The sequence below is a fragment of the Aliikangiella marina genome (assembly GCF_007004765.1).
In the GTDB taxonomy this organism is placed as follows: domain Bacteria; phylum Pseudomonadota; class Gammaproteobacteria; order Enterobacterales; family Kangiellaceae; genus Aliikangiella; species Aliikangiella marina.
The window spans coordinates 559,678-585,360 of the sequence record NZ_VIKR01000002.1 but is presented as its reverse complement, the minus strand read 5'-3'; the positions used below and the strand labels follow the sequence as shown (position 1 = coordinate 585,360).

Below are 25,683 nucleotides of genomic sequence, written 5' to 3'. Positions count from 1 at the left end.
GTTGAATGAGTAACCTGCAACAACAAATTTCTGCGATTTTGGCTGCGAATCATTCGCAGCCTTACGCGTTTTTAGGGATGCATAAATCTGACGACTCAGACCATCTTACGGTAACAACGTTTCAACCCGGCGCGAGCGCGGTCAGTTTAATCGACAAGAAAACAGGCAGAACCGTCAACAAACTTGCTGAAGTTGATCACAGTGAAATTTTCACAGTCAAGACCCGAAGAAAAAACCGCTTTGATTATCAACTTAAAGTAAAATTTGATGAAGCCGAGTTGCTACTGGAAGATCCATTCGCTTTTCCCCCCGTATTAGGCGAACTAGACGTGCACTTGTTGGCCGAGGGGACACATAAAAAGCCCTACCAAGTAATGGGTGCACACCTTAAAACGATTAACGATGTTTCCGGCGTAGCTTTTACTGTGTGGGCACCAAATGCAAGCCATGTCGCCGTTGTAGGTGAATTCAACCACTGGGATGGTAGAAAGCACCCGATGCGCTTACGTCATGATTGTGGTGTTTGGGAGATATTCATTCCGCATATTAACGCAGGGATGAGCTACAAATATGAAATTAAAGACCGTCATGGAAATTTACTGCCATTAAAATCTGACCCATTTGCGAGCCAATCTCAGATTCGTCCCGAGAACGCATCAGTTATTGCACCAGTCAGTCATTATCAGTGGCGCGATCAGCAGTGGTTAGATACTCGTGGTGAAAAGCATCAACGAGACAAGGCAATTTCAATCTATGAGGTTCATCTTGGATCTTGGAAACGAAAAGAAAATAACGAATTTCTTAACTACCGAGAGCTCGCCGATGACTTGATTCAATACGTCAAATATATGAACTTCACGCATATCCAATTAATGCCTGTCAGTGAATACCCTTTCGATGGTTCCTGGGGTTATCAGCCAGTCGGTTTGTTCGCACCAACCAGTCGCTTTGGTCAATCACCTGAAACACTCATTGATGACTTTAAGTATTTTGTCGATACCTGCCATCAAAACGATATTGGTCTCTTAATTGATTGGGTTCCCGGCCATTTTCCCGTTGACGAGCATGGCTTGGCGCAGTTTGATGGCACTCACCTGTATGAGCATGAGGACCGCAGAAAAGGTTTTCATCCTGACTGGAATACCTTGATTTACAACTATGGCCGTACTGAAGTTGCCAATTTTTTAAGGGCCAGCGCCAACCATTGGCTGGATAGATATCATGTCGACGGTGTCAGGGTAGACGCAGTCGCATCAATGCTTTATCTCGACTATAGCCGCAATGAAGGTGAATGGGAGCCGAATGAATATGGCGGTCGCGAAAATCTCGAAGCGGTTGCTTTTTTAAAGTCGTTTAATGAATCGTTATATGGTGAGCATCCAGGAACCTTTTCTGTTGCCGAAGAATCAACCTCATGGCCAGGTGTTTCACGACCGACCGATGCTGGTGGTTTAGGATTTGGATTTAAATGGAACATGGGTTGGATGAATGATTCATTGGAATATATGAGCCGCGATCCGATTTACCGCAAACATCACCAAAACGAAATGAGCTTTAGTTTGGTTTATGCCTTTGACGAAAATTTTATTTTACCGCTAAGTCATGATGAAGTCGTTCATGGCAAAGGCTCTATCCTCGGTAGAATGCCTGGGGATGATTGGCAGCGATTCGCCAACTTAAGAGCCTATTATGGTTTTATGTGGACTCACCCGGGTAAAAAGCTACTATTCATGGGCTGCGAATATGCTCAATCTGGTGAATGGAATTTTGATCAAAGCTTAGACTGGCACGAGACGCATCAGCCAAAACACGCCGGTGTGCAAACGATGGTAAGAGACCTCAATCTACTCTACCGAAATACCCCGGCACTGTATGAGAAAGACTGTGAACATGATGGATTTGAGTGGATCGATCATGAAAACGCTGAGCAGTCTATTTTCGCCTACGCAAGGTTTGGTTTTAACCGCGACAAACCTATCATTGTGGTTTCTAATTTTACCCCAGAAACACATCATAACTATCGCATCGGTGTCCCCGTTGCTGGAAAGTATAAAGAGCGCTTTAATAGTGATGCGGAAATTTATGGAGGCTCCAACCAAGGGAATCTTGGCGGCGTGTTGAGTGAACGAGTCAGCCAGCATCATCGAGAAAATTCGGTGTCGATCACCATTCCGCCACTATCAACCATCGTATTGGAGTTGCAATAAGATGCAGCAGATATTAGCCGGACATGCATACCCACTGGGTGCCACGCCTGATGAGGAAGGTACCAACTTTGCTGTTTTTTCGGCTAATGCGACGCGTATCGACATCTGTTTATTTGATGAGTCAGGGACCAAAGAAATAAAACGCTTTACGCTACCCGAGTTTAGAGATGATGTTTGGCATGGCTACATTCCGGGAGTCAAACCAGGCGATCTCTACGGACTCCGTGTTGATGGTCCTTACGATCCCCATAAAGGCCATCGTTTTAATCCAGATAAGTTGTTAATCGATCCATATGCGAAACAATTAAAAGGCGAGTTTATTTGGTCAGATACTCATCTCGCTTACGATCCTCAAAGTTCGCAACAAGACTTAACTCCAGATTATCGAGACAACACCCCATATATTCCAAAATGTGTGGTTGTCGAGAGCGAAACAACTGAGGTCGGATTACCGAACCTTCACTACCCAACGGTAGAGCATCAACATTCAATTATTTATGAGTTACACGTTAAAGGTTTCACAAAAACAAATCCGAGAATTGCGACAGAGTTTCAAGGTACGTTTAAAGGGCTATCACAACCTGAAACGATCCAGTATTTAAAAGACCTCGGGGTTAACTGCGTTGAGCTACTGCCGGTTCAAGGTTTCTTTGATGAACCATTCGTACTAACTAAAGGTTTAAAAAATTATTGGGGCTACAATAGCATCGCATTCTTCGCACCTGAGCCCCGATATTTTCATACTCAGGATTTGGCCGAATTCAAACAAATGGTCAATGCTTTTCACGAAGCAAAAATCGAAGTATTTCTCGATGTTGTATACAACCATACGGCAGAAGGCAACCACCTTGGACCAACGTTCAGTTTTAAGGGGATAGATAATGCCTCCTACTATCGGTTGGAAGAAAATGACCCCCGTTATTATGTCAATCACACAGGGTGTGGTAACACTTTAAATTTACAACACCCTAGAGTACTCCAGCTCGTCATGGATAGCCTTCGCTATTGGGTTAATGAAATGGGCGTTGATGGATTCCGCTTTGATCTCGCGCCAGTACTCGGGCGCGGCCGCCAAGGTAAAGATGACTTTGTCGATTACAGTAGTTTTTTTGCCGCTATACGACAAGACCCAACGCTTGCAAAAGTCAAACTGATCGCTGAGCCATGGGATGTTGGTCCAGGGGGCTACCAGCTAGGACGGTTTCCGGATAACTGGCTAGAGTGGAATGATCGTTTTCGTGACACTGTAAGACGGTTTTGGCGTGGCGATAAAGGAATGCTCCCAGAGTTTGCAAAACGTCTTCATGGCTCTCACGATATTTTCTCACAAAAAGGCCGACGTCCATATTCTTCGGTTAATTTTGTTACCTCACATGATGGCTACACACTGCAAGATGTTGTTAGTTATGAACAAAAGCATAACTGGGCGAACGGCGAAAATAATACTGATGGTCATGGTTCAAATTTTACCGCCAATTATGGTGTAGAAGGACCAACAACCGACTCGACGGTAGTTGCTTTTCGGAAACAACAAAAGCGCAATATTTTAGCGACCTTGTTACTTGCTCAAGGAACGCCTATGTTACTCGCTGGTGACGAATTCTCAAATACTCAGGCGGGTAACAATAATGCTTACTGTCAAGATAATGAGACCGCATGGTTAGACTGGCAAAACTTAACTGATGAAACTATTAAGCAAGAGTTGTCCTTCGTAAAGCATTTAATTCAATTGCGTAAAGAGCACCCACTGCTCAATCGAGAAAACTACCAGCATGGTGAAAAAATTAGTGCAAAAACCGGTTTACCCGATATTTGTTGGTTAAACCCCGACGGCGCTCCAATGACTCGAGATGACTGGCACAACTTGGGCTTAAAATCATTCGCTATGCTGTTGGGTGACGTCGGTCAAGAAATCCGCATGGAAAAAAATTATTTAGTACCCAATGAGCAATGTTCTATTGAGTACGGACAGGATGATGCGTTATTAATTATCTTCAACGCTCATACAAAAGGAATCAACTTCCAGTTACCTAACATCAAAGGTGAATGGAAAAAAATTGTCGACACTTCAGAGAGTCTGAGTAGTTGTGAAATTTCAGACGACTCTGTTTCTAATGGGTATGCCTTTAAACATACCGATGTACTTGCTTCCGAACCTCTGCGTGTCCCACCCAATGCATGTGTAGTTTTAGCGTTCGAACAAATACACAACAATCATAACAAGCAAAACGATAAAAAAAGTTAAACTAGAGAAGAAAATTAATGACTCCGATCGAGAAACTTGCTGACCAAGTCGGCTTTCATAAAAGTTACGTTAATAGTTTTGGGGATACGGTTTACGCCACTGATGAATCTCGTAAAGCATTGCTTAAAGCGATGGGGTTTGATGTATCTTCTGATATTGCTGTTCAATCAGAAATCGATAAATTAAAAAACCAAGAGTGGCTAGACTTTTTACAGCCGACAGAAATTATTAAATCAGAAGATCCAAGCTATTTTATTACAATATCAGTGCCGGCCGAATCGCGAGCGAATAAACTGAAATATGAGATCACTCTTGAAAAAGGTGAAGTTATTACTGGAGAGGCTGATTTAGCTAGCCTGAAACCAATTGATGAGAAGGTAATCAATCAAACTCGATATCAAAAATTTTCGGTCGAATTACCGCGATTGATTGAAGGCTACCACAAAATGCTGGCTCGTTTAGAGAATGGAAAAACCGTATTAACGGGAAGTAACTTTATCATTGTTGCGCCAAAAACAGGCTTCAGCCCGAAAGATGCAGCGGATTATAAAATGTGGGGGCTGGCCGCTCAGCTCTACTCTTTAAAAACCGATAACAGCTGGGGAATTGGTGACTTTGGCGATTTAGATAATATGGTCAAAGTTGCCGGAACAAAAGGCGTTTCGACCATCGGATTAAATCCTCTTCACCCGCTTTATCCAGGAAATCCTGCTCACCGGAGTCCCTACTCTCCAACCAGCCGAACGTTTTTAAACACGCTCTATATTGATGTAACAAAAGCGCCAAACTTTAATGATTGTCAGGCTGTCCAAGCGTTAACAAACTCAGCGGATTTTAAAGATCAACTTGAGCAAGCGAATGCGCAGGAACATATTGATTATCAGCATGTCGCTCATTTGAAATATCAAGCATTAGAATTACTTCATAAAGATTTTGTCGATAGTCATGTAAAGAAAAACACCCCAGAAAACCAAGAGTTTGCCGCCTTCAAGCAAAAAATGGGCGAGTCACTCCTATTGTTGGCGACCTTTGACGCCCTTTATGAACACTTTAGGAAAACAGACTTCAATGCATTTGGTTGGACAAGTTGGCCAGAAGCTTATCAAGATCATAACTCAGCCGCAGTGAAAGAATTTCAGAAAACCCATAACGAGCGAATTGATTACTTTATGTTTAATCAATGGTTGGCTGACAGGCAATTAGCTGCCGTCAGTCAAACGGCTAAACAAAGCGGAATGGCGCTTGGCCTCTACCTCGATTTGGCTGTCGGTTGTGACGGAGGAGGCGCCGATGTCTGGTCTAATCGCTCACTTTATGTTTCGGGTGGTGCTGTTGGCGCCCCCCCAGACGCGACAAATTTACTCGGCCAAGACTGGGGGCTTACACCGATCAATCCGCTTGAGTTACGAAGACAAGGGTTTCAACCTTTTGTGGAGGCACTAAGAAGTAATATGCGCCATGCTGGTGCGATTCGTATTGATCATGTGTTAGGTTACATGCGGCAATACTGGGTTGCACCTGGAAAAAAAGCTGACGAAGGTATCTACATTACTTTTCCATTTGAAGATTTGTTGCGCATCATAGCGCTTGAATCTAGACGAGATAGCTGTGTAGTTATCGGTGAAGATTTAGGTACAACTCCGGAGGGATTTGGCGAAATCATGTCGGCTGCAGGTTTGCTATCGTACAAAATACTCTTTTTTGAACGCTGGGAGTCTGGATTATTCCTCCGTCCAGAGCATTATCCTGAGCAAGCGATGGTCACGGTATCAACTCACGACTTACCAACCCTCGCGAGTTGGTGGACGGGTAACGATCTTAAATGGCGTAACGCGCTAAACCTATACCCGAATGATGAGATGTCAAAACAGGATAAAGAAAATCGCGTGTTAGATCGAGAGCGTTTGATCGCTGCACTTATTGATATGGGAGTTTTGAAACAAGAAGATGCGCCGCAAAAAGCACCCGCAATAATAAACTCACAATTAGAAGAAGCGGTACAAAGTTATCTTGCTAAATCCCCTTGCAGTATCCAAATGATTCCATTGGAAGACGCGCTCGGAATGCATGAGCAAGTTAATATACCAGGAACCATTGACGAACATCCCAACTGGCTTCAACGGCTCGCTATCCAAGTAGACGACTTATGGAACCAAAAAAGTATGGCTAGTTTAATCGATGTGATGCAGCGAGAACGCCCTATCGGCTCGTAGGGTCGATTTCCAACTTCTAAACGAATCCTCTGCCTAGCAAGCCGACCGAATGAAAGTCGGCTTGCGCAACAAGTATCTTTTGTGACAACGCCTAAGATTATCGATAGCGCCGCAGCTTATCGATAGAACAACAATTTACTGAGAGTACCTAAATTTATTGAGAGTACCTAAATTTACTGAAAAAGCCAAAGTATTGCTCGCTTAAACTCGCTTCGCCAAAATGCCTCGTTATGTTCGCCTGCCGGTACCACTGACGCCGACAAATTTTCATCAGTCAAACCAGCCGACTTAAGCTGTAGTCTCATTTTCTTGAAGTTTTCAACCATGTCATCACCCTCTTCTCCCCCCATTAACATGTAAAGTTTCGACTCTGCGGTTAGCTTTTTAATATCGCTGAAAACAAAAACGCTGTCAGAGAACCAATAAGAAGGGGAAAATATTCCAATCTTGGAAAATATCGACGGGTATTCAAAAGCGGCATAATGTGAAATTAAACCGCCCATAGAACTGCCCATGATGGCGGTATTTTTAGCATCGGATAAAGTACGATAGTTAGAGTCGATAAAAGGTTTGACGACATCAATAATAAACTGCATATATGCTTCACCTTCAGCATCTCCATAGTCTTGATTTGGCCATGGACTCAACTCATTCATTCGCTTCACTTCACCGTTATCAATACCAACAACAATTAGTGATAGTCCATTTGATTGATGGAGTTGATTTAGGGCTTCATCGATCCCCCATTCACCAGCATAAGAGGTCGCATCGTCAAACAAATTTTGACCATCGTGCATATATAAAACCGGATAAGACTGAATGGAAGCTTGGTAGTTCGGTGGTAAATAAATTCTAATTTTACGGTGACGATTAAGTCCAGGAATTTCAAAGATTTTATCCAAGACAAAAACGTTATCGGCGGCCGAAGCTTTTCTGGGCTTTTGTTCACTGCACGCCGAAACAACTATTGCAGTAATGAATAAAAGTGTGATTAAGAAAGTCATTGATTTCATCATCTCTCCCTACCCTAGTATGTATTTTGCTCTTCACCAAATTTGCGTAATTCTTTTACACATCGCTGATTACTCGCCAATTACATTTGAAGCACCAAAGACTGTAACGGTTTTAGGGTTAGCTTCACCTCTCCTACTCCGTCACTTACGCTCAAGCTATAAGTTGCTCCGCTCATTATATCCATTAATGAGTGGTCTCCGGATGGGATATTCATCTTTGCTAACACTTCAACAGGAATTGATAAACTTGTTGAATAACTTTTTTCGTCCGAAAAATTACTCACAACAATTAATTTTTCTTGTTCAGTCCAACGCGCAAATGAATAGAGTTTCTCATCATACTCTGAGGTTTTATCGGCTCGCGCTCGAGAAAGGTTTGTCGCATGTAAATCAGCATAATCACCAGTAACCGCCGAACTACTGGCGCTGTACGATAATAAACGGGTATAAAAAGTCCTTAGTTTTTTTTCTTTTTCTGAAAGTAAACCACCATCAAATTTTCCGTTATTCATCCATCGTTGAAGACTCGGTACACCAAAGTAATCAAAAATAGTCGTGCGCGTGGGATCACCAAACCCAGCATCATCTTTTCCTGGCTCTCCCAACGCTTGTGCAAAATAGAGCATGGTTGGCCCTTTACCAATTAATGCGGAAACGACCATTGCAGGTTTTCCCTTAAGCGCATCGCCAGCAAAGTCAGGACTCGCAATTCTTTGTTCATCATGATTTTCTAAAAAGTGCAGTAAATTGGTGTCTATGTCAGCAAAGCGTTCAATGATAGGAGTAATGGCCGAGGTGACTTGTTTACCTTGCATAATTGGTTTAAGCGTGTCATATAAGTCTACTTTGTCATACAAATAGTCCATCTTTCCAAGCTGCAAGTAGTCGCGATATAAGTCTGGGTTGTACACTTCTGCCAATAAAAAGGCGTCAGGATTCACTTGTTTTATTGAAGCGTTGAGATAGCTCCAAAACTCTACCGGTACCATTTCAGCCATGTCGTAACGAAATCCATCTACTCCTTTTACCGTCCAATACAATACTATCTCTCGAAATTTTTTCCACGAATTAGGGACCGATTTATCCTGCCAAAAAGCAACGTGCTCCTGGTATGATTTAGTTCGATATGTCTCAGGTAAACGATCAAAATCATAACGACCATCGGGACGCACACCATAATTAACTTTGACGGTTTCATACCAATCGTGAAAATGAGGCTGTGCTTTTCTCGCACCATTTCCAGTCCACTTAGCCGGTACTTCCTCGAACTTTCCATCCGCAAGCGGATTCTTGTCGCCGCCTAGAGGTCGATAATTGTTTAGCGGTTCGGGCACTTTAAAAGCCTCGCCGACAACATAATAAAAATTATTATCGCGTTTATATTCGACACTGGTATCATCGGAAGCGCCAAAATCTTCAACACCGGCTGGTTTTGACAGTGATTGATAGTTTCGAGCGACATGATTAGGCACGATATCGATTATCACTTTCATACCATGCTGATGAGTCCTCTTTATGAGCGCCTCAAACTCCTCAAGCCGTTTCGCCGGATCAACAGCTAAATCGGGGTTAACATTGTAGTAATCCTTAACTGCATAGGGAGAACCGGCCCTCCCCTTAACAACATCCGGATCATCATTTGAAATACCATACGCAGAGTAATCAGTGATCACTGCGTGATGTGGCACGCCAGTGTACCAGATGTGGGTAACGCCAAATTCTTTGATTCCCTTCAATGCTTGGTCAGTAAAATCATTAAACTTACCGACGCCATTTTCTTCGATGGTTCCCCAAGGTTTGTTGGTCGAATTTTTATTACCGAACAAACGCGTGAAAACCTGATAGACGACCGGCTTTCCTTGCTTGCTTAGCGTCTTATTTTGTTGACTCTGAGCTTTCTCGACTTTGGGTATCTGAACATCGGTATTGGTTTCATGACTCTCGTTTGGTTGTTGCGTACATGCGACTAAAGCGAATCCCACAAACAAGACACCTATTTTTTTCATTAGCTTGTTCCTTTAACAAACATTATTTCTTTTTAATATTTAAATTTAGTTTTTTCTCAGACCAGTCAAACTTGATCGTTAAGATGTCGCTTTCTGCAGCGTAAATAATATTTTCTTGCGGTAAATCTAATCCTTGTAAACTCACTGACTCTGGAGATTGCTTCCAGTTGTGAATGACCAACGATATTTGACGACTCTCTGGCATATCAGGGTAGCCGCTACCTTCACGTTTTAAATCAAAGTCCAAATAGTCATTGGTATTTTGGGCGTTAAACTTCAGCAGGTCATAGGCCCGATTTGCTATTGCGGCAAACGACTCTCCATCATCTTCATACATCTGGCCTGAACTTTGATTGACTGAATCATCAAAGTAATAATGAAGGGTTAAATTTTCGCTGGAGTATTGTTCAGTTGTACTCACAACATCGGTCATCGGTATAAACGAACCAGCCCGGACAAGGACCGGTAAAATATTCAAGTTAGTGGGTACAGTAATATTTTTCCCACCCTGATATCGTGAGCCATTCCAATAATCAAACCAAATTCCTTTCGGTACACGCATTGTATGCTCACTCACACCAGCACTCGTCACAGGAGAAACTAAAAACGCATCTCCCCATAGATAAGATGACTTTTCATGAAACAGTGATTCGTCCGACTCATCCTCAAACATCAAAGGACGCATAAGTGGCATGCCTGAGGTTGAGTTTTCATAAGCCAAGGTATAATTGTAGGGCAAGAGTTGATAACGAAGCTTAATAAACTCCCTGGTAATAGCCTTGGTTTCTGGGTCATGAAATATCGGTTCAGGTGCAATATTGTCTTGCGCGTGTGGCCGGTATACCGGTTGAAAAACGCCATATTGAAGCCAGCGAATATACATTTCTTTATCAAAAGTTTCGCCACCAGCAAATCCGCCTAAATCCGAGTGGGTGTATGCGAGCCCCATCATTCCCATCTGCAAACTGAGTTCGACTTGGGGCTTTAGGCCTCCCCATGATCGGGATACGTCACCAGTCCATGGAATCATTCCAAAGCGTTGAGAACCCGCAAACCCCGAGCGCATCATTATAAATGGTCGACTATTGGGTTGCAGTTGTCTTTGTTTTTCATAGACGAGTTTTGCCCATTCATGCCCATAGGCATTATGCACTCGGTCACCTCTAACTTGTGTTGCAATTTCTGAAATAAAGTGTACTGAATCGTCCGGGTGAACTTCAGGCTCTCCAAGATCGCCCCAAGTACCTGCGACACCTTGGGCAAATAAACCTTGATAAATATCCCAAAACCATGCCTGAGCATTTTCGTCAAAAACATCCACTAATCCGGTATTACCGAAGTAAAAATCAAAGCGTCTCGGCTCGCCAGTAGCATCTTTAGCGAGTACTTTATGATCAACAGCGTCTTGCCACCTTTTTGAGGTACTCAAAATAAAAGGTTCAGTAATCAATATGGTTTTAACGCCTTTAGCTTTTAAATCAGCGATCATTTTTTGCGGGGTTGGAAAGGCCTCCTTATCCCAATCTAAATTTCCCATATGTCCTTTGATATCCGGACCAAACCAATAAAGATCAATTATCACACTATCGACTGGAAAATCTTCGGTGAGGTATTTATTGATGGTTTCTCTAACTTGCGCTTCAGTTTTATAACCGAAACGAGAGGCATGATTGCCGAACGCCCACCTTGGCGGCATGGGCTGTTTTCCGGTAATCTCAACATAATTGCTCACCAAACTTGGATAGGAATCTCCGGCAATAAAGATATAACTACTTCTTCCGCCGATGGCTTCAAGCGTCAGTCGTTCCGAATTAGAATGGCCAATATCGAGGTAGCCACTTGCTGTATTATCAAACACTATCGCATATTTCCGATCTGACATGACCACCGGTAAGCTATAGTACATTTGTGTCGAATGCGTGGTATATCCATAATCAGCTTTGTTATAAAGTGGCAGCCGATGCCCGCGACGGTCCATCCCTAACACTCGCTGCCCACCGCCCATAATTTTTTCATCGTTCATTAACTTAAAATCAAAAGCGAGTTTTTCTGCGTCTTGGGCGAAGGCGATCTGCTGAGTAAGTAACGATTCGTCGCGATAATATAAAGTCGATAAATTATCTTTAGTAATCACCGCTCGAATATCACCATTGATTAGCTGAATCTCCGCCTCCGAAACAGTGACCGTTGGCTTGTTCGATTGCAAAGCCGGTTGTTTCGCGAAGGAAGGTAACTGGGTTTCTTGGTTCGGGTAAACAACTTCAATCGTATCATTAGCGTAGGTTCGATACTCTACTTTACCAGCGGGCGTTGTAATGATTAAAGCTGTGTCATTGATTTCGTGACTTAAATAGCGATATGGATTTTCGCTGAGAAAACTTTGGCACGCTGATAAAACGAGAACAAGATAAATAAAACCGACTAGTTTCAATAATTGGCTTTGTCGAATTAACTGCATTACCATAAATTCAATTTCCTAATTCTTATTATCGCTGGATTCACTAGGGCTCTATCCATCATTTTACTTGGTTAATGATATTAAGTGTTGTGAAGGCTAAAATTCTAAAACCAGCGCCGTTTTGCTCGGCAACATGATAGTATCTTTAAGAATGTAATCTTGTCCCGAAATAATATTCGTTGCGCGCGTTGCGTTTCCAAGCATTTTGTTAAACCGCTCAAGTTTCACTTCAGTGTCCTGATCATTCTTATTCATAATAACCATTACTTGCTTATACGATTGATGCGCTTTACTTTCACGAGTCCTAAAATACACATACACACCATCTTGAGGGGCATAATGAGTCAATTTGCCATTATGAATCAAAGGATTGCTTTTTCTCCATGTGAATAATTTTCTGGTAAATTCCAGCATTGATTTAGCATCGGGGCTTAACCCTTTACCAGTCAATGCGCTCGCCTGGTGGTCCTTCCACCCACCAGGAAATTCGCTTCGAATAATGCCATGGGAGTCGGTCCCCGGATTATCCATCAATACTTCGGTCCCATAAAATATTTGCGGAATACCGCGAGTTGTCGCAAAGAAAGCCAGGGCCATTTTGGTCAGCTTAGGATCGTGGTCCAATTGCGTATGAATTCTGCTCATATCATGGTTATCTGGAAAAATGACTAATTCTTCAGGGTGAGCATAGACAAAATCTGTCGCTAAGGTTTGATAGATTTTAGTAATCCCATCGGACCAAGATTCCTTTTCTTTTAATCCTTTAACGACCGCATCTTGCAGAGGAAAATCCATCACAGAGCGTAAATAGGATTCATAGTTATCATGCCGTTGTTTGCCTTTTTGCCAGTAAGCGACGGTGATTGGGTTTAGGCTCCATTCTTCACCAACAATATTTAAATTAGGGTATTCAGCCATCACTTCACGAGTATAACGGGTTAGGAAGTCTTTATCCGGATAGGGGTAAGTATCCAAGCGGATCCCAGACAGATCGGCATACTCTACCCACCAAATTGAGTTTTGAATCAAATAGGTGGCGAGTTTTTCATTACGCTGATTTAAATCCGGCATAGTCGGAACAAACCAACCACTGGCCATTCCTTCCCTGTCTTCCTCGGTACCGTAGGGATCGTGCAAAGACTCCCGCCGATGATTGGTCGATACAAATTGAGTGCCGTGATTGATCCAATCGTTGTTGGGCATATCTCTCATCCACGGATGTCCCGATCCAATATGATTTAAAATAATGTCTTTGATTAGACCAATACCTTTTTGTTTCGCTTTAGACGATAGTTCTCGGTATAACTCATTGCTACCAAATCGCTCATCAACCTGATAATAATCAGTGGTCGAGTAACCATGGTAGGAATATTTCTCTTGCGCGTTTTCGAGTACCGGATTTAACCAAATTTGGGTGTAACCAACAGACTCGATGAAGTCGAGACTGTCAATAATCCCTTGGATATCACCACCATATCGCCCCCCTTCATATTCACGGTTAATCCCTTCGCTGAGACTAGCAACGGTATCATTGGAATAATCGCCATTAACGAAACGATCTGGGGTAATTAAATAAATCACATCTGATGAGTTAAACCCTTCTCGATTAGCTGAGTTTTTTCTTCGTTGATTAAGCGAATAATTAATCGTGTGTATCGCTTTGCCATCTTTGCTGCGCAATGTAAGCGGATAGTTTCCCGCTTTTGCATTGTCGTTTATCCGTAAATTGATGAACAAGTAATTGGCATTGTCGCTGGTTTCGACGGATTCAATTTGCCAGCTATTCGACGAGGTAGTGACTTGATAATTAGCAAGCTTATCTCCATGGAGCATTAACTGAAGCTTTTGACTACTCATACCAACCCACCAAGAAGGCGGTTCTACAGATCTGAGATTAACTTCGGCAAAGGCAACGGGATTAATAAAAATGGATGAAATGATGAGATAAAAAAGAACGTTTTTTTTTGTCATGAAATGATTCTTTGGCCGCAAGTTATTATTGGTTGTCAAAGAGATTTCACTATCAGGGAGTGGACTTCTCGCAGCAGGGCGGTCAGGTTTGCTTAAGGTTATCTTAATAGAATTGTAACTGTTAAGACAGCGTCCTTAAGCTAATCGATCAACCGTCCAGCTTGCGCTGGACGGCTATCGAAAACCGGGCTTACCCAATAACCCGGAGCGACACTACTGGTCATAAAAGCGAGTCAACGATTTTGAACTTTTAACTTCTTGTTTACTTCATTCAAACGCTAACTTGGTGACTGGCTTTTAAAATGCGTTGATGAGTTCCATTCTACAGAAAAAAATCTCTTTGTCTAGCGGTGTCATAATAAAAAATTGACTTTTCCGCTCGCTCATTTCTCATACTACTCCTAGCGTGTAGATACTCAATACTTTGCATACGTATTCACTGTCTAATCAACATCATTCAACCAATTAACTCATATTTATCAATGAGATAGCTATTTCTGCAAAGCGATCTCGAACGTTCAATAGACATAAAAAAACCGCCTGCAAGCAGGCGGTAACCATTGAAAACCTTATGGGAGTAGTCTTCTATTGAGCTGAAACCGTTACAGAGGGCGCACTGCCATCGGGCCCAGTTACCGTAAACCGGTAATTACCATCACTTGGAATGGTAATTCTCAGGTTATCGTTGGTGACAAAAAGCGCCTCAGGCACATCCAAATCAACATCGGCAGAATCGCTATCTAGTGCGCCGAAATTGACCGTTGACCAATCTTCGCTAGCAACCTTGAACTCGTAATCGCCTGCCGTTAAGGCCTTATCGATACTATAGGTGCCGTCACCATTGTAAGCAAACAAATCATCTGTACCCCAACCATTCAAGCTACCACGCAAGAATACCGGCGTTGCACCAAAAAACTGTTGATCAAAGACGCGTAGTTTAGGTTCTAAGTTAGTCATATCAAAGATAAAGACATAACTACCATCACTTGGGATTGTGATGTTGAGATTATCGTTCGTTTGGAATAACAACTCTTCAACACCCAACTCAACGGCAGCTTCAGACGCATTTTCCGCACCAAAGTTGACCGTACTCCAATCTTCAGATGCAACTTTGAAATTATAAGTGCCTTCGGTAAGGTCAACAGATACCGTATAAATCCTTCCGCCATCATAGCTAAAAGGCGTCGATGTTCCCCAGCTATTCATATCGCCCCGCAGATAAACAGTTGTTCCGACAAACGGCTCTTCGTTCACCACGTTAAGCACTGGCGCTGTCGACTCACTTGCATCAACTTGGAATAGATAGGTAGCATCGATCGCTGGTGTAAATTGCAAATTGTCATTAGTTTGAGCAAGCATTTTATCTTCACCCTCAGTAACAACCGCATCAGCACCAGAGGTTGCCCCGTAATTAACCGTCGACCAATCTTCGGAAGCAAACTTAAAGTTGTAAGTTGTTCCACCGGTTAAGTCGACAGCAACGGAATAAACACCATATCCTAAATACTCAAATGCATCATTCGTTGACCAACCATTCATATCACCTCTAAGGTAAACGATAGTATCACCATAGGGCACAACATCAGGTGCACCAGAGGTCGCATAAGCCGATAATCCTTCGCCTTGCTCGGCGCCTTGCGCTTTGACAAAAACTGCCATGGTTCTTGCGGGGACGTTGAAAGTACCTTCACCCTCACCTTCGCTAAAACTTGCTGAGGCAACTCTCGCGTCAACTGAAGCGGCCAAGGTAGGATGTAAACTAAAGCCTGACGCGGTTAACACGGTATGTGAAACATCATTCGCAGAAGCATTAACAACAACAACGATCGCATCATTGGCAGGGTCCAAATCGGTTAAGCCAACACCATCATCGATGCTCATCACAATAACACCTTGAGTTTGGCGACTCCCCAAATTATGGAACCCAACACGCGCTAAAATATCGGCTTCTGTGGTCAGCCTAAATAACTTGCTGTCACGGCGAATGCTTAGGAACTCTTGGAAAACGCTCGAGGCAAACTGCATATCACTCGCGCTTGCTTGAGTTAACGGGCTAGTCGATAAACCAACAATGGTATCCCAATTATTTTGGTTGTCTTGCGCCAGAGGTAAACCGACATTCCAGTTATTTTTGTTCTTGGTGAAATCAACTAAGTTAAACCAATCACCCGCATCATAAGTGTTGCGGTCCATCGACTTAGAGCGTAAGAAATCTCCACCGAATTGGAAGAAAGGAATCCCTTGGCTCATCACCATAATGCCTTGTGCGATGTTTTGTGAACGAACTCGATCCTCAAGTGACATTTCAAACGGCAGGACATACTGCATTTGATCCCAAAGCGTTTCGTTATCGTGCTTTGAAACATAGTTAATAACATCGGCAGGATCTAATCCATAAGCCGGTCGCGAAAAACTACTGCCTGTCGCGGCAGAGCCACCTGACCCTTCCAAAACATAGTTTGCTAAGGTACCGGCCATTCCTAGTTTAACAACGTCTTGCTCAGCCATACTACCTTCAGCATTAAATAGCGCACCAGTGCGAACACCTTCTCGTAATCGATCATTGAAAGTGGCTACCTCACTCCCTGCCATGTTATTTTGGTTCGCTTGATCTTCACGGCCATCACCGCGATACCAGCCTTCACCATAAAAATAATTATCAGGGTCGATAGCTTGCACAGAATCGCGCGCCGCTAACATTTGCTCGACAGAGCCATGACTCATAATATCAAAGCGGAATCCATCAAATTTATAATGTTCAGTCCAAATTGCTAACGAGTCGTTCATAAACTTGTCCATCATGCGATGTTCAAGCGCAGTATCATTGCAACAAGTTGATTGTTGCACGGCACCTGTAGTGAGATCACGGCGATGATAATAACCAGGGACTACCTTATCAAACACCGAGTTCTCATACAGACCCGCAGAATTGGTATGGTTGTACACCACATCCAAAACAACTCTTAAACCCAACTCATGTAATGCTTGATTCATCTGACGCATCTCAATAATACGAGCAACACCATCAGGATCTGAGGCATAGATACCATCAGGCACATTGAAGTGTTCCGGGTCATATCCCCAGTTAAACGAATCATATCCGCGCATGTCGTTGGCAAGCGTTTGCGCGTCCGCCGAAGACGGAAGATAGCTCTCAAACAAATCTTGCAAAACTGTTGTGTTGGTTGCTCCAAGATCACTACAAACTTGCGCATTTTCATTCACTGCACATAAGTCAGCGACCGTATCGTTGATGTCAACAATTCTTGACGCATCTTCATTAATACTTGCGATATCATTCGCTGGTAACATATGAAAATGAGTAACACCAGCCGCAACTAAATCTTGTAAATATTGCACCGGTGCAGTACCACTTTCTGCAAATGCTAAATACTTACCGCGATTGGCCTCACTGGTACTTTCATCCCGAGCACTAAAGTCTCTAATGTGGCCTTCTAAAATCACCGCATCTTCTGGGTCAACGATAGTCGGAACGGTATGAGAGTCCCAACCCTCAGGTTTGAGGTCCTCATCGGCCAAGTTAACAAACTGGCTATGGTCGCCATTGGTAGATAAACTCACTGAATAAGGGTCTGTAACCTCCACGACTTCAATGGCATCATTTTGCGGATGATAAACTGTCACCTCAAACCGATAAAACATTCTGTCCATACTTGGGTCAGCAGCGTAACTCCAAACACCGGTTGCGGCGTCTTCCGACATATCATGTGTCGCGGTCAAATTTTTCTCTGCATCGTAAACTTTGAGTTTGACATCTTGTGCTGTTGGCGCCCAAATCGCAACATCAATTGACTCACTGGTATAAACCAAACCTAAAGTCGCTTCATCAGCATCGGCTTCCCCACTGGTATACACGGCATCCAGCGCTTTAGCCGCTTGGATATTGGTTGCTAAATAAGGTCCGTCTGCATTATAAGCAGCAAGTACTAATTGATTTTTCAAAACACCCTTAGCGTCTTCCGCTGTCCACTCACCTTGGAAGACAGCCCAACCAGCAAACATTGGAAAAGCCGCTTCTTGCTCAGGTGTTAGTGCCGTTTGAGTAAGAGCAATACTTGCACCAGTCAAGTTACCATCATCATCCGCTTCGATATCCGCCGTTGCCGAATGATGGAGCCTGACTTCAGTAGCGAGTGCTGCATCAATATCCCAAACTAAGGTATTCACATCGATCCAGTGAGCAGCGAAATCTTGCACTTGCAAAGGTAGCTCACCTAATGAAGTAATCGGATATTCGAAGACGGCAGGATAACCAGAAATGGTAAAATTAACCCGTTGGAATTCCGCGTCGTCTTGAATCAGGCTCATTTTCCAGTCGCCTCCGCCAAGTTCTTTACCGGCATCATCGGTTCCAATGTGAATAATAAAGTTCGCACAATCACCACGTTCATCCGCTGGCTTTAAGTTGACTATCCAATAGGCACCATAATTTGGATCGATGCCATCAAAATCATGCTCTTCACCCCAAGTTGAAGCATCATAAGGCTCAGCATAAGCATCGCATTCTTCGTTGTTCCATGTGTGAAGAACATAACCATCATAGACTGAGTCATCCGGCGTGTTAGACGCATCTTGCGGTCGGTTGTAATACAAAATAGCTTGGTTTTCGGTTGGAAAGACCGTTGGGGTTGGTGCATTAGGATCGGCACCGACCACGCATTCGGTATTATCGGCGTTAGCAACCAGTGGAGCGGGACAGGCTAACGGAGGTCGATCGACACAAGCATTTCCTGCATCATTAATAATCAAAGGCGCATCGCAGGTTAATAAAATCTGACCTTGTTCAATATCGTCGGTAGCGTCGCAACCTAAAATACTGATACTTAACACGAGCGCCGCCAACAAACTCGATAGCTTTTTAGAATCAAACATCGACTGAGCTCCAAAAAATAATTGAGAAAATTTCATCTTCATTCGACCTCACTCTTAAAGTTGATAACTCAGACCAAGAAAGTATTGGCGACCGAAATATTGGATGGTTCCGGTTTGCGCCTGCGTACCAAAATAACTTTTGGTAGGTTGGTCGGTTAGATTGTTGACTTGGAAAACAACTCGAGAGTTGTCATTAATGTCGTATGAAGCTTGGTAATCGATTACGGTTTCTGAATCGAAAAACGCTTGCTGAGTATTCACTGCAACTTGTTCCGATACAAAGTCACTTCGATTACGAATTGCAACTCGTGTTTCAAATTGATCATAATTTAAAAACACTGATGCGTTTAAGACATGTTCTGATAAGCCAGGAAAAGTTTGCTCATAAGAGGTTCCGGCTAAGTCTGTAATGAGACTGACTGAACTATCAGTATAGGCATAGCTCGCCGAGACACCGAGTCCCGACCAAATCCCCGGTAACCCTGAATAGATTTCGGTGTAAGATAATTCCAATCCTCTAAAGTAACCACCTTCTGCATTATTAACTGCAGTAGAGTATGTCCCATTGGTAACCAGTACTGGCGGTAAACTATCTTCATTACCGGGCTCAGTTCCTGGAACATAGGTAGGTACATTAAAACCATTTCCGGCGAAGTCAAATTCAAACAAATCAAAGTTTTGTACAAAAGATTTGATATCTTTGTAGAATAAAGCAACAACAAATGCACCATCAGACTTGTCGAAATAATGTTCGTAAGAAATATCATATTGGTCTGCCATAAATGGCATTAAGAACGGACTATTTCGACTTGAAGCAGAGAACTCACCATCATCAGCAATGTTACTACTCGCATTTGCTGCGAGTCGATTAATATCGGGTCTTGACATGACTCGCGCAGCGGCAAATCGAATTTGTGAGTCATCTGTGATCTTGAAGTTAAGATTCAACTGAGGAAGTGTATCAGTATAAGTCGTGCCGACAACGCGAGACGCATAACGGCTACTAACAAGACCGGTTTCGTCAGTAATATTTTGCGCGCCTTGTTCTAAGCTACCACCAACATCTTCGATAAAAGTTGCGTACTGTTGTGATTCAATAACTCTGACGCCAAAGTTACCGGTAATAGGCACATCACCCCACTCTGCATCAATGTTAGCCATAAAATATGCCGCGGTAACATCTTCCCAAACATCGCCACTTTCTAAAATCGACCAACTTGTCGAGTAATCAATTTCACCTTGAGAATTAACACCCCAAGTTTGCGCGGGTTGAGGCACACCATTTGGGAACCAAGCATTTAAAGCTGCGTCATAGTCGATAGCAAGATAGCTTGGGAAGTAGGCAAAATCACCACTCCAATCAACCACCGTGACCATATCGTTGGTTAACCTTAGTGGTGGCTCACTCGTTAAGAATAAATTGTCTTGGCCGTACTCAAATACTGAACGGTCAGCACTATACTGACGCTCTGAATAACGCATGCCGAATTCAAATGATGAAAATATGTCGTTGTCAATCAAATCATATTTGCCATCAAAACGAATCGCTTTTAAGGTGTCATCATTTTCAAATGGATAAATTCCATATTTACTCAGTGCAACACGATTTAAGTCAGTAAAATTTTGATTAAATCCAATATTGGGTAGATTGAGTCCATTCAACTGATAAGCAATTGAAACGTTCTCATCAAGCACCAATGGATCGGCTGAAGTATCTTCAGAAACCAGTGACCAAAGTAAGCCATTTCTGAAGTTACTTGACGCAGTCGAATAGGAGATATCACCGGTTAATGTAAACTGATCCGTTAAAATCCATTCGGCATTTACCCCATAGTTTTCAACACGATCATAATCCGTATTGTCATCATTGACGATTTCAACTCGGGTATTATTATTGTTGCGATTAATCGTTCCACCAATGACCGCGTTGTTGAATACAACAGGATTTAAAATATCCGCAGTACTTCCATCAAACTTGACCCGGAAACCTCGAGCAAATGCTTCAGAATCAAAATCAGAAATAAACGCATCAGCCTTTAATCGAAAAGTATCATTAGGCGCCCACTCGATAACGCCTACATAGCCGTTTCTGGTTTCTTCACCGCCACGATGTTGCATTTCGAATCCTTCGCTAATATATTCACACTCTGGGCAGTTGTCCGGGCCGCCTGTGTCGTTAGCGATACCGTCAACATCTTGGGTTGCGTTATACGCCAACCCAATAAATTGAGTAGCAACGTTGGGCTGGAAAAGCCGCGCGTAACCAACGGAAAAACCTAAGGTATCATCGGCAAACTTTCCTTGATAAGAAAAGCTGAAGCGATCACCTGAAGATTTAGAGTCATAGACTTCATCCGAGCGATCATTAAACATTCCTCTCACACTTGCGTTAAACGTATGCTGATTGCGCATACTAAGCGGGGAAGCTGTTCGTAGCTCAACCGTGCCTGCAACACCGCCTTCAATTAACGAAGCTTTTTGCGACTTGTAAATAGCGGCTGAAGAAATTAATTCCGAAGGATATTGGTCAAATTCAACACTTCGGGTTCCACTTGTCGACACTTGTTCACGACCGTTCAAAGTAGTGTGTACAAAGACACCCGACAAACCACGAATGTTGATTTCCGCCGCTTGCCCGCCAGTTCTAACTGCCGCGATTCCTGGTAAACGCGTTAATGCATCAGCAATCGAAATATCGGGTAATGCGCCCAAATCATCAGCTGATAAATGTTCAGATACTGTGTCAGCTACTCGCTTTTCATCAACGGATCTCAACAACGAGCCTCTAAAACCCGTGATGATCATTTTATTGCCTTCTTCATCTTCTTGTGCGGCATTGGTTTGCGTAGTTTCAGCTGAAACTGAGGTGCTCGTTTCAGAATCTTGTTGAGACGCTGTTGGATCGGCTTGTTTTGGTTCAGCTTGTTTTGATTCGGCTAGATTAGATTGCGCTTGTTCTTGAGCCTGCGCTTCTTGTGCATGAGTCGGCAATGATATACCGCCCATGGTCAGTCCGGCAGTTGTTAAAGCCAACGTTAACAAGCTCGGCTTAAAAATCGCCATAGATTTACCCCCGTGTTGATTATTGTGTTTTTATTCTCACTCGCTCACCGGCAAATTTTTATTATTCAGCCGTAAAACAAACGGACAACTTGAGAGACACACGAATATGTAATAGTCCTAACGACTAATCATACGGGGGATCAAAATCTCAGAACAACTGATTGCATACGTATTCAATTCACAAATATTCACTATTTACAGACTTTCAAAAAGCCAAACCATCAAAATCATACGTATGCAACACACAGCATTAAATTGAGTGGACAGACCTCATTAAGCAAGTTGATTATGGCGCGTAATGTTCCATGCTATGAAACAGCAACAAAAATACGAATGCCGAATTAAATCTCGAATAATTGTTCGATATAACCGGTGTTATTTGAGTGCATGATTGTATTGGCTGACTGGTTTTACTTATGTGATCGGCTTTACTTGGGTGACAGGCGTTACCTGAGTGATAGGTTTCAGTCGGATGATAGTTCTTTTTGATGTCGTTTTGTTGGTTTAATTAGGCTTTACTGATATAAACATTCCGCATGTGATTTATAATTAAGACTACACCCTTCAATAAACTTCTCGATATTTTGTTCTTGATACAGATCACCTTGCCCAGGCTGTTGGGCAACAAGTTTGGGAAAGGCACCATAACCTGCTAACAAGCAATGCCAAGATACCGCATCAAAATGCGAGTCGAGTTGTTGTCGTTCAATTTCAGCATGAAGGTCTTCGCCTTTAAACCAGACATTTAAAATCCGCATTAGCGAATCGGAGAGGTGTTTATTTTCTCGATTAGCGATCCAATAATCACTGTCATCACGCGTATTCATTTTATAGTGAGCAACAATATAATCTCTCACTTTTTCGAAACGATTAGAAATTTCATGATTAAAGTTAGACTGATACTGATTAGAAAACTGTCCCTTTTCGTAATAGTTGGCAAAAGTGTCAATGGCGATCTGAACTAAATGTAAAGCGGTTGCTTCGAGAGGTTCAATAAAACCTTGCGACAAACCAATCGCCATACAATTTTTACTCCAATGTTTTTCTAATTGTCCGACTCTCATTTTCAAGTGACGAACATCTTCATCGGAATTAAGCATACCCAAGTGCTGCCTAAACTCATTTTCCGCTTCATCCCGAGAAATAAAATCAGCGCTGTATACATAACCATTACCGTATCGATTCGTTAATGGAATTTTCCAACACCATCCCGCAGAAAGTGCCGTAGAAACGGTTTCAACAGGAATTTCTGCGTCTATTTTTGTTGGCATAACAACCGCTGAATCATTAAACAAATTTTCTTTAAACGCTTTAAATGGCACTTTAAGTGTCTTTTGCATCAGTAAGCTGACAAACCCTGTACAGTCAATAAAAAAGTCCGCATTGATAGCAGAGTTTTCGCGAGTCCTTAAACACTCGATGTCGCCATGCTCATTTAAAACAACTTCTTCGATATGAGCCTGTTGATAATTAACCCCTCGAGAGACGGCTAAATCAGATAAATATTTGCCCAACAAATGAGAGTCGAAGTGGTAGCCATACTCGGTGATAAAAGGAAAATTAGCAGGCGTTAGTGGCCCCTTGCCCGTTTTGGCTAGTTGGCCATTCAATAAAAAGCTTTCCGGATTGACATGGGTATCTAAACCCAGACGTCGAGTACGAGTATTCACCATAAAAGCCCGAGCGGTAAACACGTCAACTTGAGAAGTAAAGGGATGCCGATAAGAAGTCACTCCAGACTTGGGACTCCAATCATCAAAACGAATATTCACTTTATAGGTGGCATTACATTTTGGCATCCAGTCTTTTTCTTGAACATCAATTGATTCAAAAAAATGCTTTAACGAGGGTGTCGACCCTTCTCCTACACCAATAATGTCTACATCGGGTGATTCGACTAATGTTATTTTTGCTTTTTCAGTTGGCCATTTCTTCGCGAAAAGATTAGCAGCCATCCAGCCTGCAGTTCCACCGCCTAAAATCAGAATGTGTTTTTGACTCATTATTATGCTTCTTTTAATCGTTGCTCATTTTTAAGTATTACAAAGCTTATTCAAAAACTCATCATGTGTCGGTAGCTTTGCTAACGGTTCTTGCTTTATGGCCTTAATTTGATCGAGCATATTAAACAGTTTGTCCTGCGGAACACCGTCCGCTAATGGGTGATAGTCTCTTGGTTGAATACCTTGTCCCATCATCACCTGCAGCCAAGAACTCTCGGCAAATAGATCTTCTTGTTCCCTGAACAACTGTCCGTTCTCTTTAAATATTTTAATTTTATGTTTGAGACTTGCAGGAATATCCATGTGACGAACATCAATCCAAAACTGAGAATCGGTTCTTTCATTCACATGATAATGCAGAATAATAAAGTCTCTGATTTGTTCGTATTCTATTTTTGATTGCTTGTTGTATTCTGCAACTTGTGATTCATCGATACCTTGATGTGGGAAGTTATGTAAAAGTCGAACTATTGCCGATTGTATAAGATGAATACTTGTTGACTCTAGCGGCTCAAGAAAACCGCTAGATAAGCCGACCGCAATAACATTTTTATTCCACTGTTTTCTTCTGCGACCAGTCCTGAATCGAATGAAGTTTGGATCCCCTAACGAAGGGCTTTCTAAGTTATCGGTTAATATATTCACCGCTTCATCTTCAGAGTAATGGTGACTCGAATATACTAAACCATTCCCATTTCGATGCTGTAAGGGAATCCGCCATTGCCATCCCGCAGTATGAGCTATCGAGCGAGTATAGGGTAAGGTGTTTTCAAAACGCTCGGAAGGCATAGCAACCGCGCGATCACACCTTAACCAATGGCTCCAGTCTTCATAACCAGTATTCAGTTTCTTCTCGGTTAATAGACCAGCCATCCCAGAACAATCGATGAACAAATCACCTTGAATCTCTTGACCATCCTTTAAAATAAGCGATTCGATAAAACCGGATTCTTTGTGTTGCTTGACATCATTCACCATCCCTTCGGTTCGTTTGACGCCCATTTGCTCACTTAACTTTCGCAGATAAGCAGCATACAAACTGGCATCAAAATGATAGGCATAGCCCATCTCCAATATTGGGTCTTGAGTATTAATTTTGGCGAATTTCTCTGCTTCACAACATAAATAATTTAAGTCATATTCCCATAAGTGAGATTGATGGCCTAAGTTTTGTGCACGTTGCAAAAGGTGGTGAAAGTGACAAAAGGCCAAGCTTTTTCCAGCAGCGCCGAATGTGTGATAGTAACTGTGATTAAGCTCTTTCCAATTATCAAACTTAATTGCTAATTTGATCGTGGCTTTTGTTTCTCGCAAAAATTCAGCTTCGTTTAAACCGAGTACACTATTAAATAATTGGATGGGTGGAATAGTCGCTTCGCCTACACCAATGGTGCCAATCGCTTCTGACTCAACGAGTTCGACATTTACCACACTTCCCATGACTTTCTTGATTAAAACTGCAGACATCCACCCTGCAGTTCCGCCACCAAGAATGACGACATTTTTTATTAAGCTTTTTGTCATTGAATAACACTCATTGTTGGACTGATTTATCGGTTTGTTTTTAGTCTGTCTTTTAGCTGTTTTGATAGTAATTTTCTTTGCAGTTAG

General features: G+C 42.5%; 11 protein-coding genes. 3 read left to right on the top strand and 8 right to left on the bottom strand.

The window, feature by feature from the left end; genetic code table 11:
* Positions 1 to 5: 5 nt before the first annotated feature.
* The 3 genes from glgB to malQ are packed head-to-tail and all read left to right on the top strand — an operon-like array spanning position 6 to position 6,665.
* Entirely contained in the window at positions 6 to 2,207 is a 2,202-nt protein-coding gene (gene glgB / locus FLL45_RS08880; protein ID WP_142941661.1) for a 1,4-alpha-glucan branching protein GlgB, read from the top strand.
* Position 2,208: 1 nt separating this feature from the next.
* Positions 2,209 to 4,452 carry a glycogen debranching protein GlgX gene (gene glgX / locus FLL45_RS08875; RefSeq protein ID WP_142941660.1) on the top strand — a complete coding sequence of 748 codons (2,244 nt, stop codon included), beginning with the start codon at positions 2,209 to 2,211 and terminating at the stop codon, positions 4,450 to 4,452.
* Between the two features lie 17 nt (positions 4,453 to 4,469).
* Complete coding sequence (gene malQ, locus FLL45_RS08870) at positions 4,470 to 6,665, top strand: 4-alpha-glucanotransferase (protein ID WP_142941659.1); 2,196 nt, start codon at positions 4,470 to 4,472, stop codon at positions 6,663 to 6,665.
* 173 nt (positions 6,666 to 6,838) lie between these two features.
* Here the strand turns inward: malQ and FLL45_RS08865 are convergent, their stop codons facing one another.
* From FLL45_RS08865 to FLL45_RS08830, 8 genes are all read right to left on the bottom strand, one after another.
* Positions 6,839 to 7,678, bottom strand: coding sequence for an alpha/beta hydrolase (locus FLL45_RS08865; protein WP_142942243.1), 840 nt, complete (start codon positions 7,676 to 7,678; stop codon positions 6,839 to 6,841).
* Between the two features lie 80 nt (positions 7,679 to 7,758).
* A complete protein-coding gene (locus tag FLL45_RS08860) occupies positions 7,759 to 9,684 on the bottom strand; it encodes an alpha-amylase family protein (RefSeq protein WP_142941658.1) in 1,926 nt (641 codons plus the stop codon).
* A 22-nt stretch (positions 9,685 to 9,706) separates the two neighbouring features.
* A complete protein-coding gene (locus FLL45_RS08855) occupies positions 9,707 to 12,148 on the bottom strand; it encodes a glycoside hydrolase family 31 protein (RefSeq protein WP_142941657.1) in 2,442 nt (813 codons plus the stop codon).
* Positions 12,149 to 12,238: 90 nt separating this feature from the next.
* Complete coding sequence (locus FLL45_RS08850) at positions 12,239 to 14,113, bottom strand: glycoside hydrolase family 13 protein (RefSeq protein WP_142941656.1); 1,875 nt, start codon at positions 14,111 to 14,113, stop codon at positions 12,239 to 12,241.
* Positions 14,114 to 14,698: 585 nt separating this feature from the next.
* A complete protein-coding gene (locus FLL45_RS08845; RefSeq protein ID WP_142942242.1) occupies positions 14,699 to 19,006 on the bottom strand; it encodes an alpha-1,6-glucosidase domain-containing protein in 4,308 nt (1,435 codons plus the stop codon).
* Positions 19,007 to 19,060: 54 nt separating this feature from the next.
* Positions 19,061 to 22,069 carry a TonB-dependent receptor gene (locus FLL45_RS08840; protein ID WP_142941655.1) on the bottom strand — a complete coding sequence of 1,003 codons (3,009 nt, stop codon included), beginning with the start codon at positions 22,067 to 22,069 and terminating at the stop codon, positions 19,061 to 19,063.
* A 515-nt stretch (positions 22,070 to 22,584) separates the two neighbouring features.
* Complete coding sequence (locus FLL45_RS08835; RefSeq protein WP_142941654.1) at positions 22,585 to 24,072, bottom strand: tryptophan halogenase family protein; 1,488 nt, start codon at positions 24,070 to 24,072, stop codon at positions 22,585 to 22,587.
* 30 nt (positions 24,073 to 24,102) lie between these two features.
* Positions 24,103 to 25,596 (bottom strand): tryptophan halogenase family protein, encoded by a 1,494-nt coding sequence (locus FLL45_RS08830; protein ID WP_142941653.1) that lies wholly within the window; start codon positions 25,594 to 25,596, stop codon positions 24,103 to 24,105.
* Positions 25,597 to 25,683: the final 87 nt, after the last annotated feature.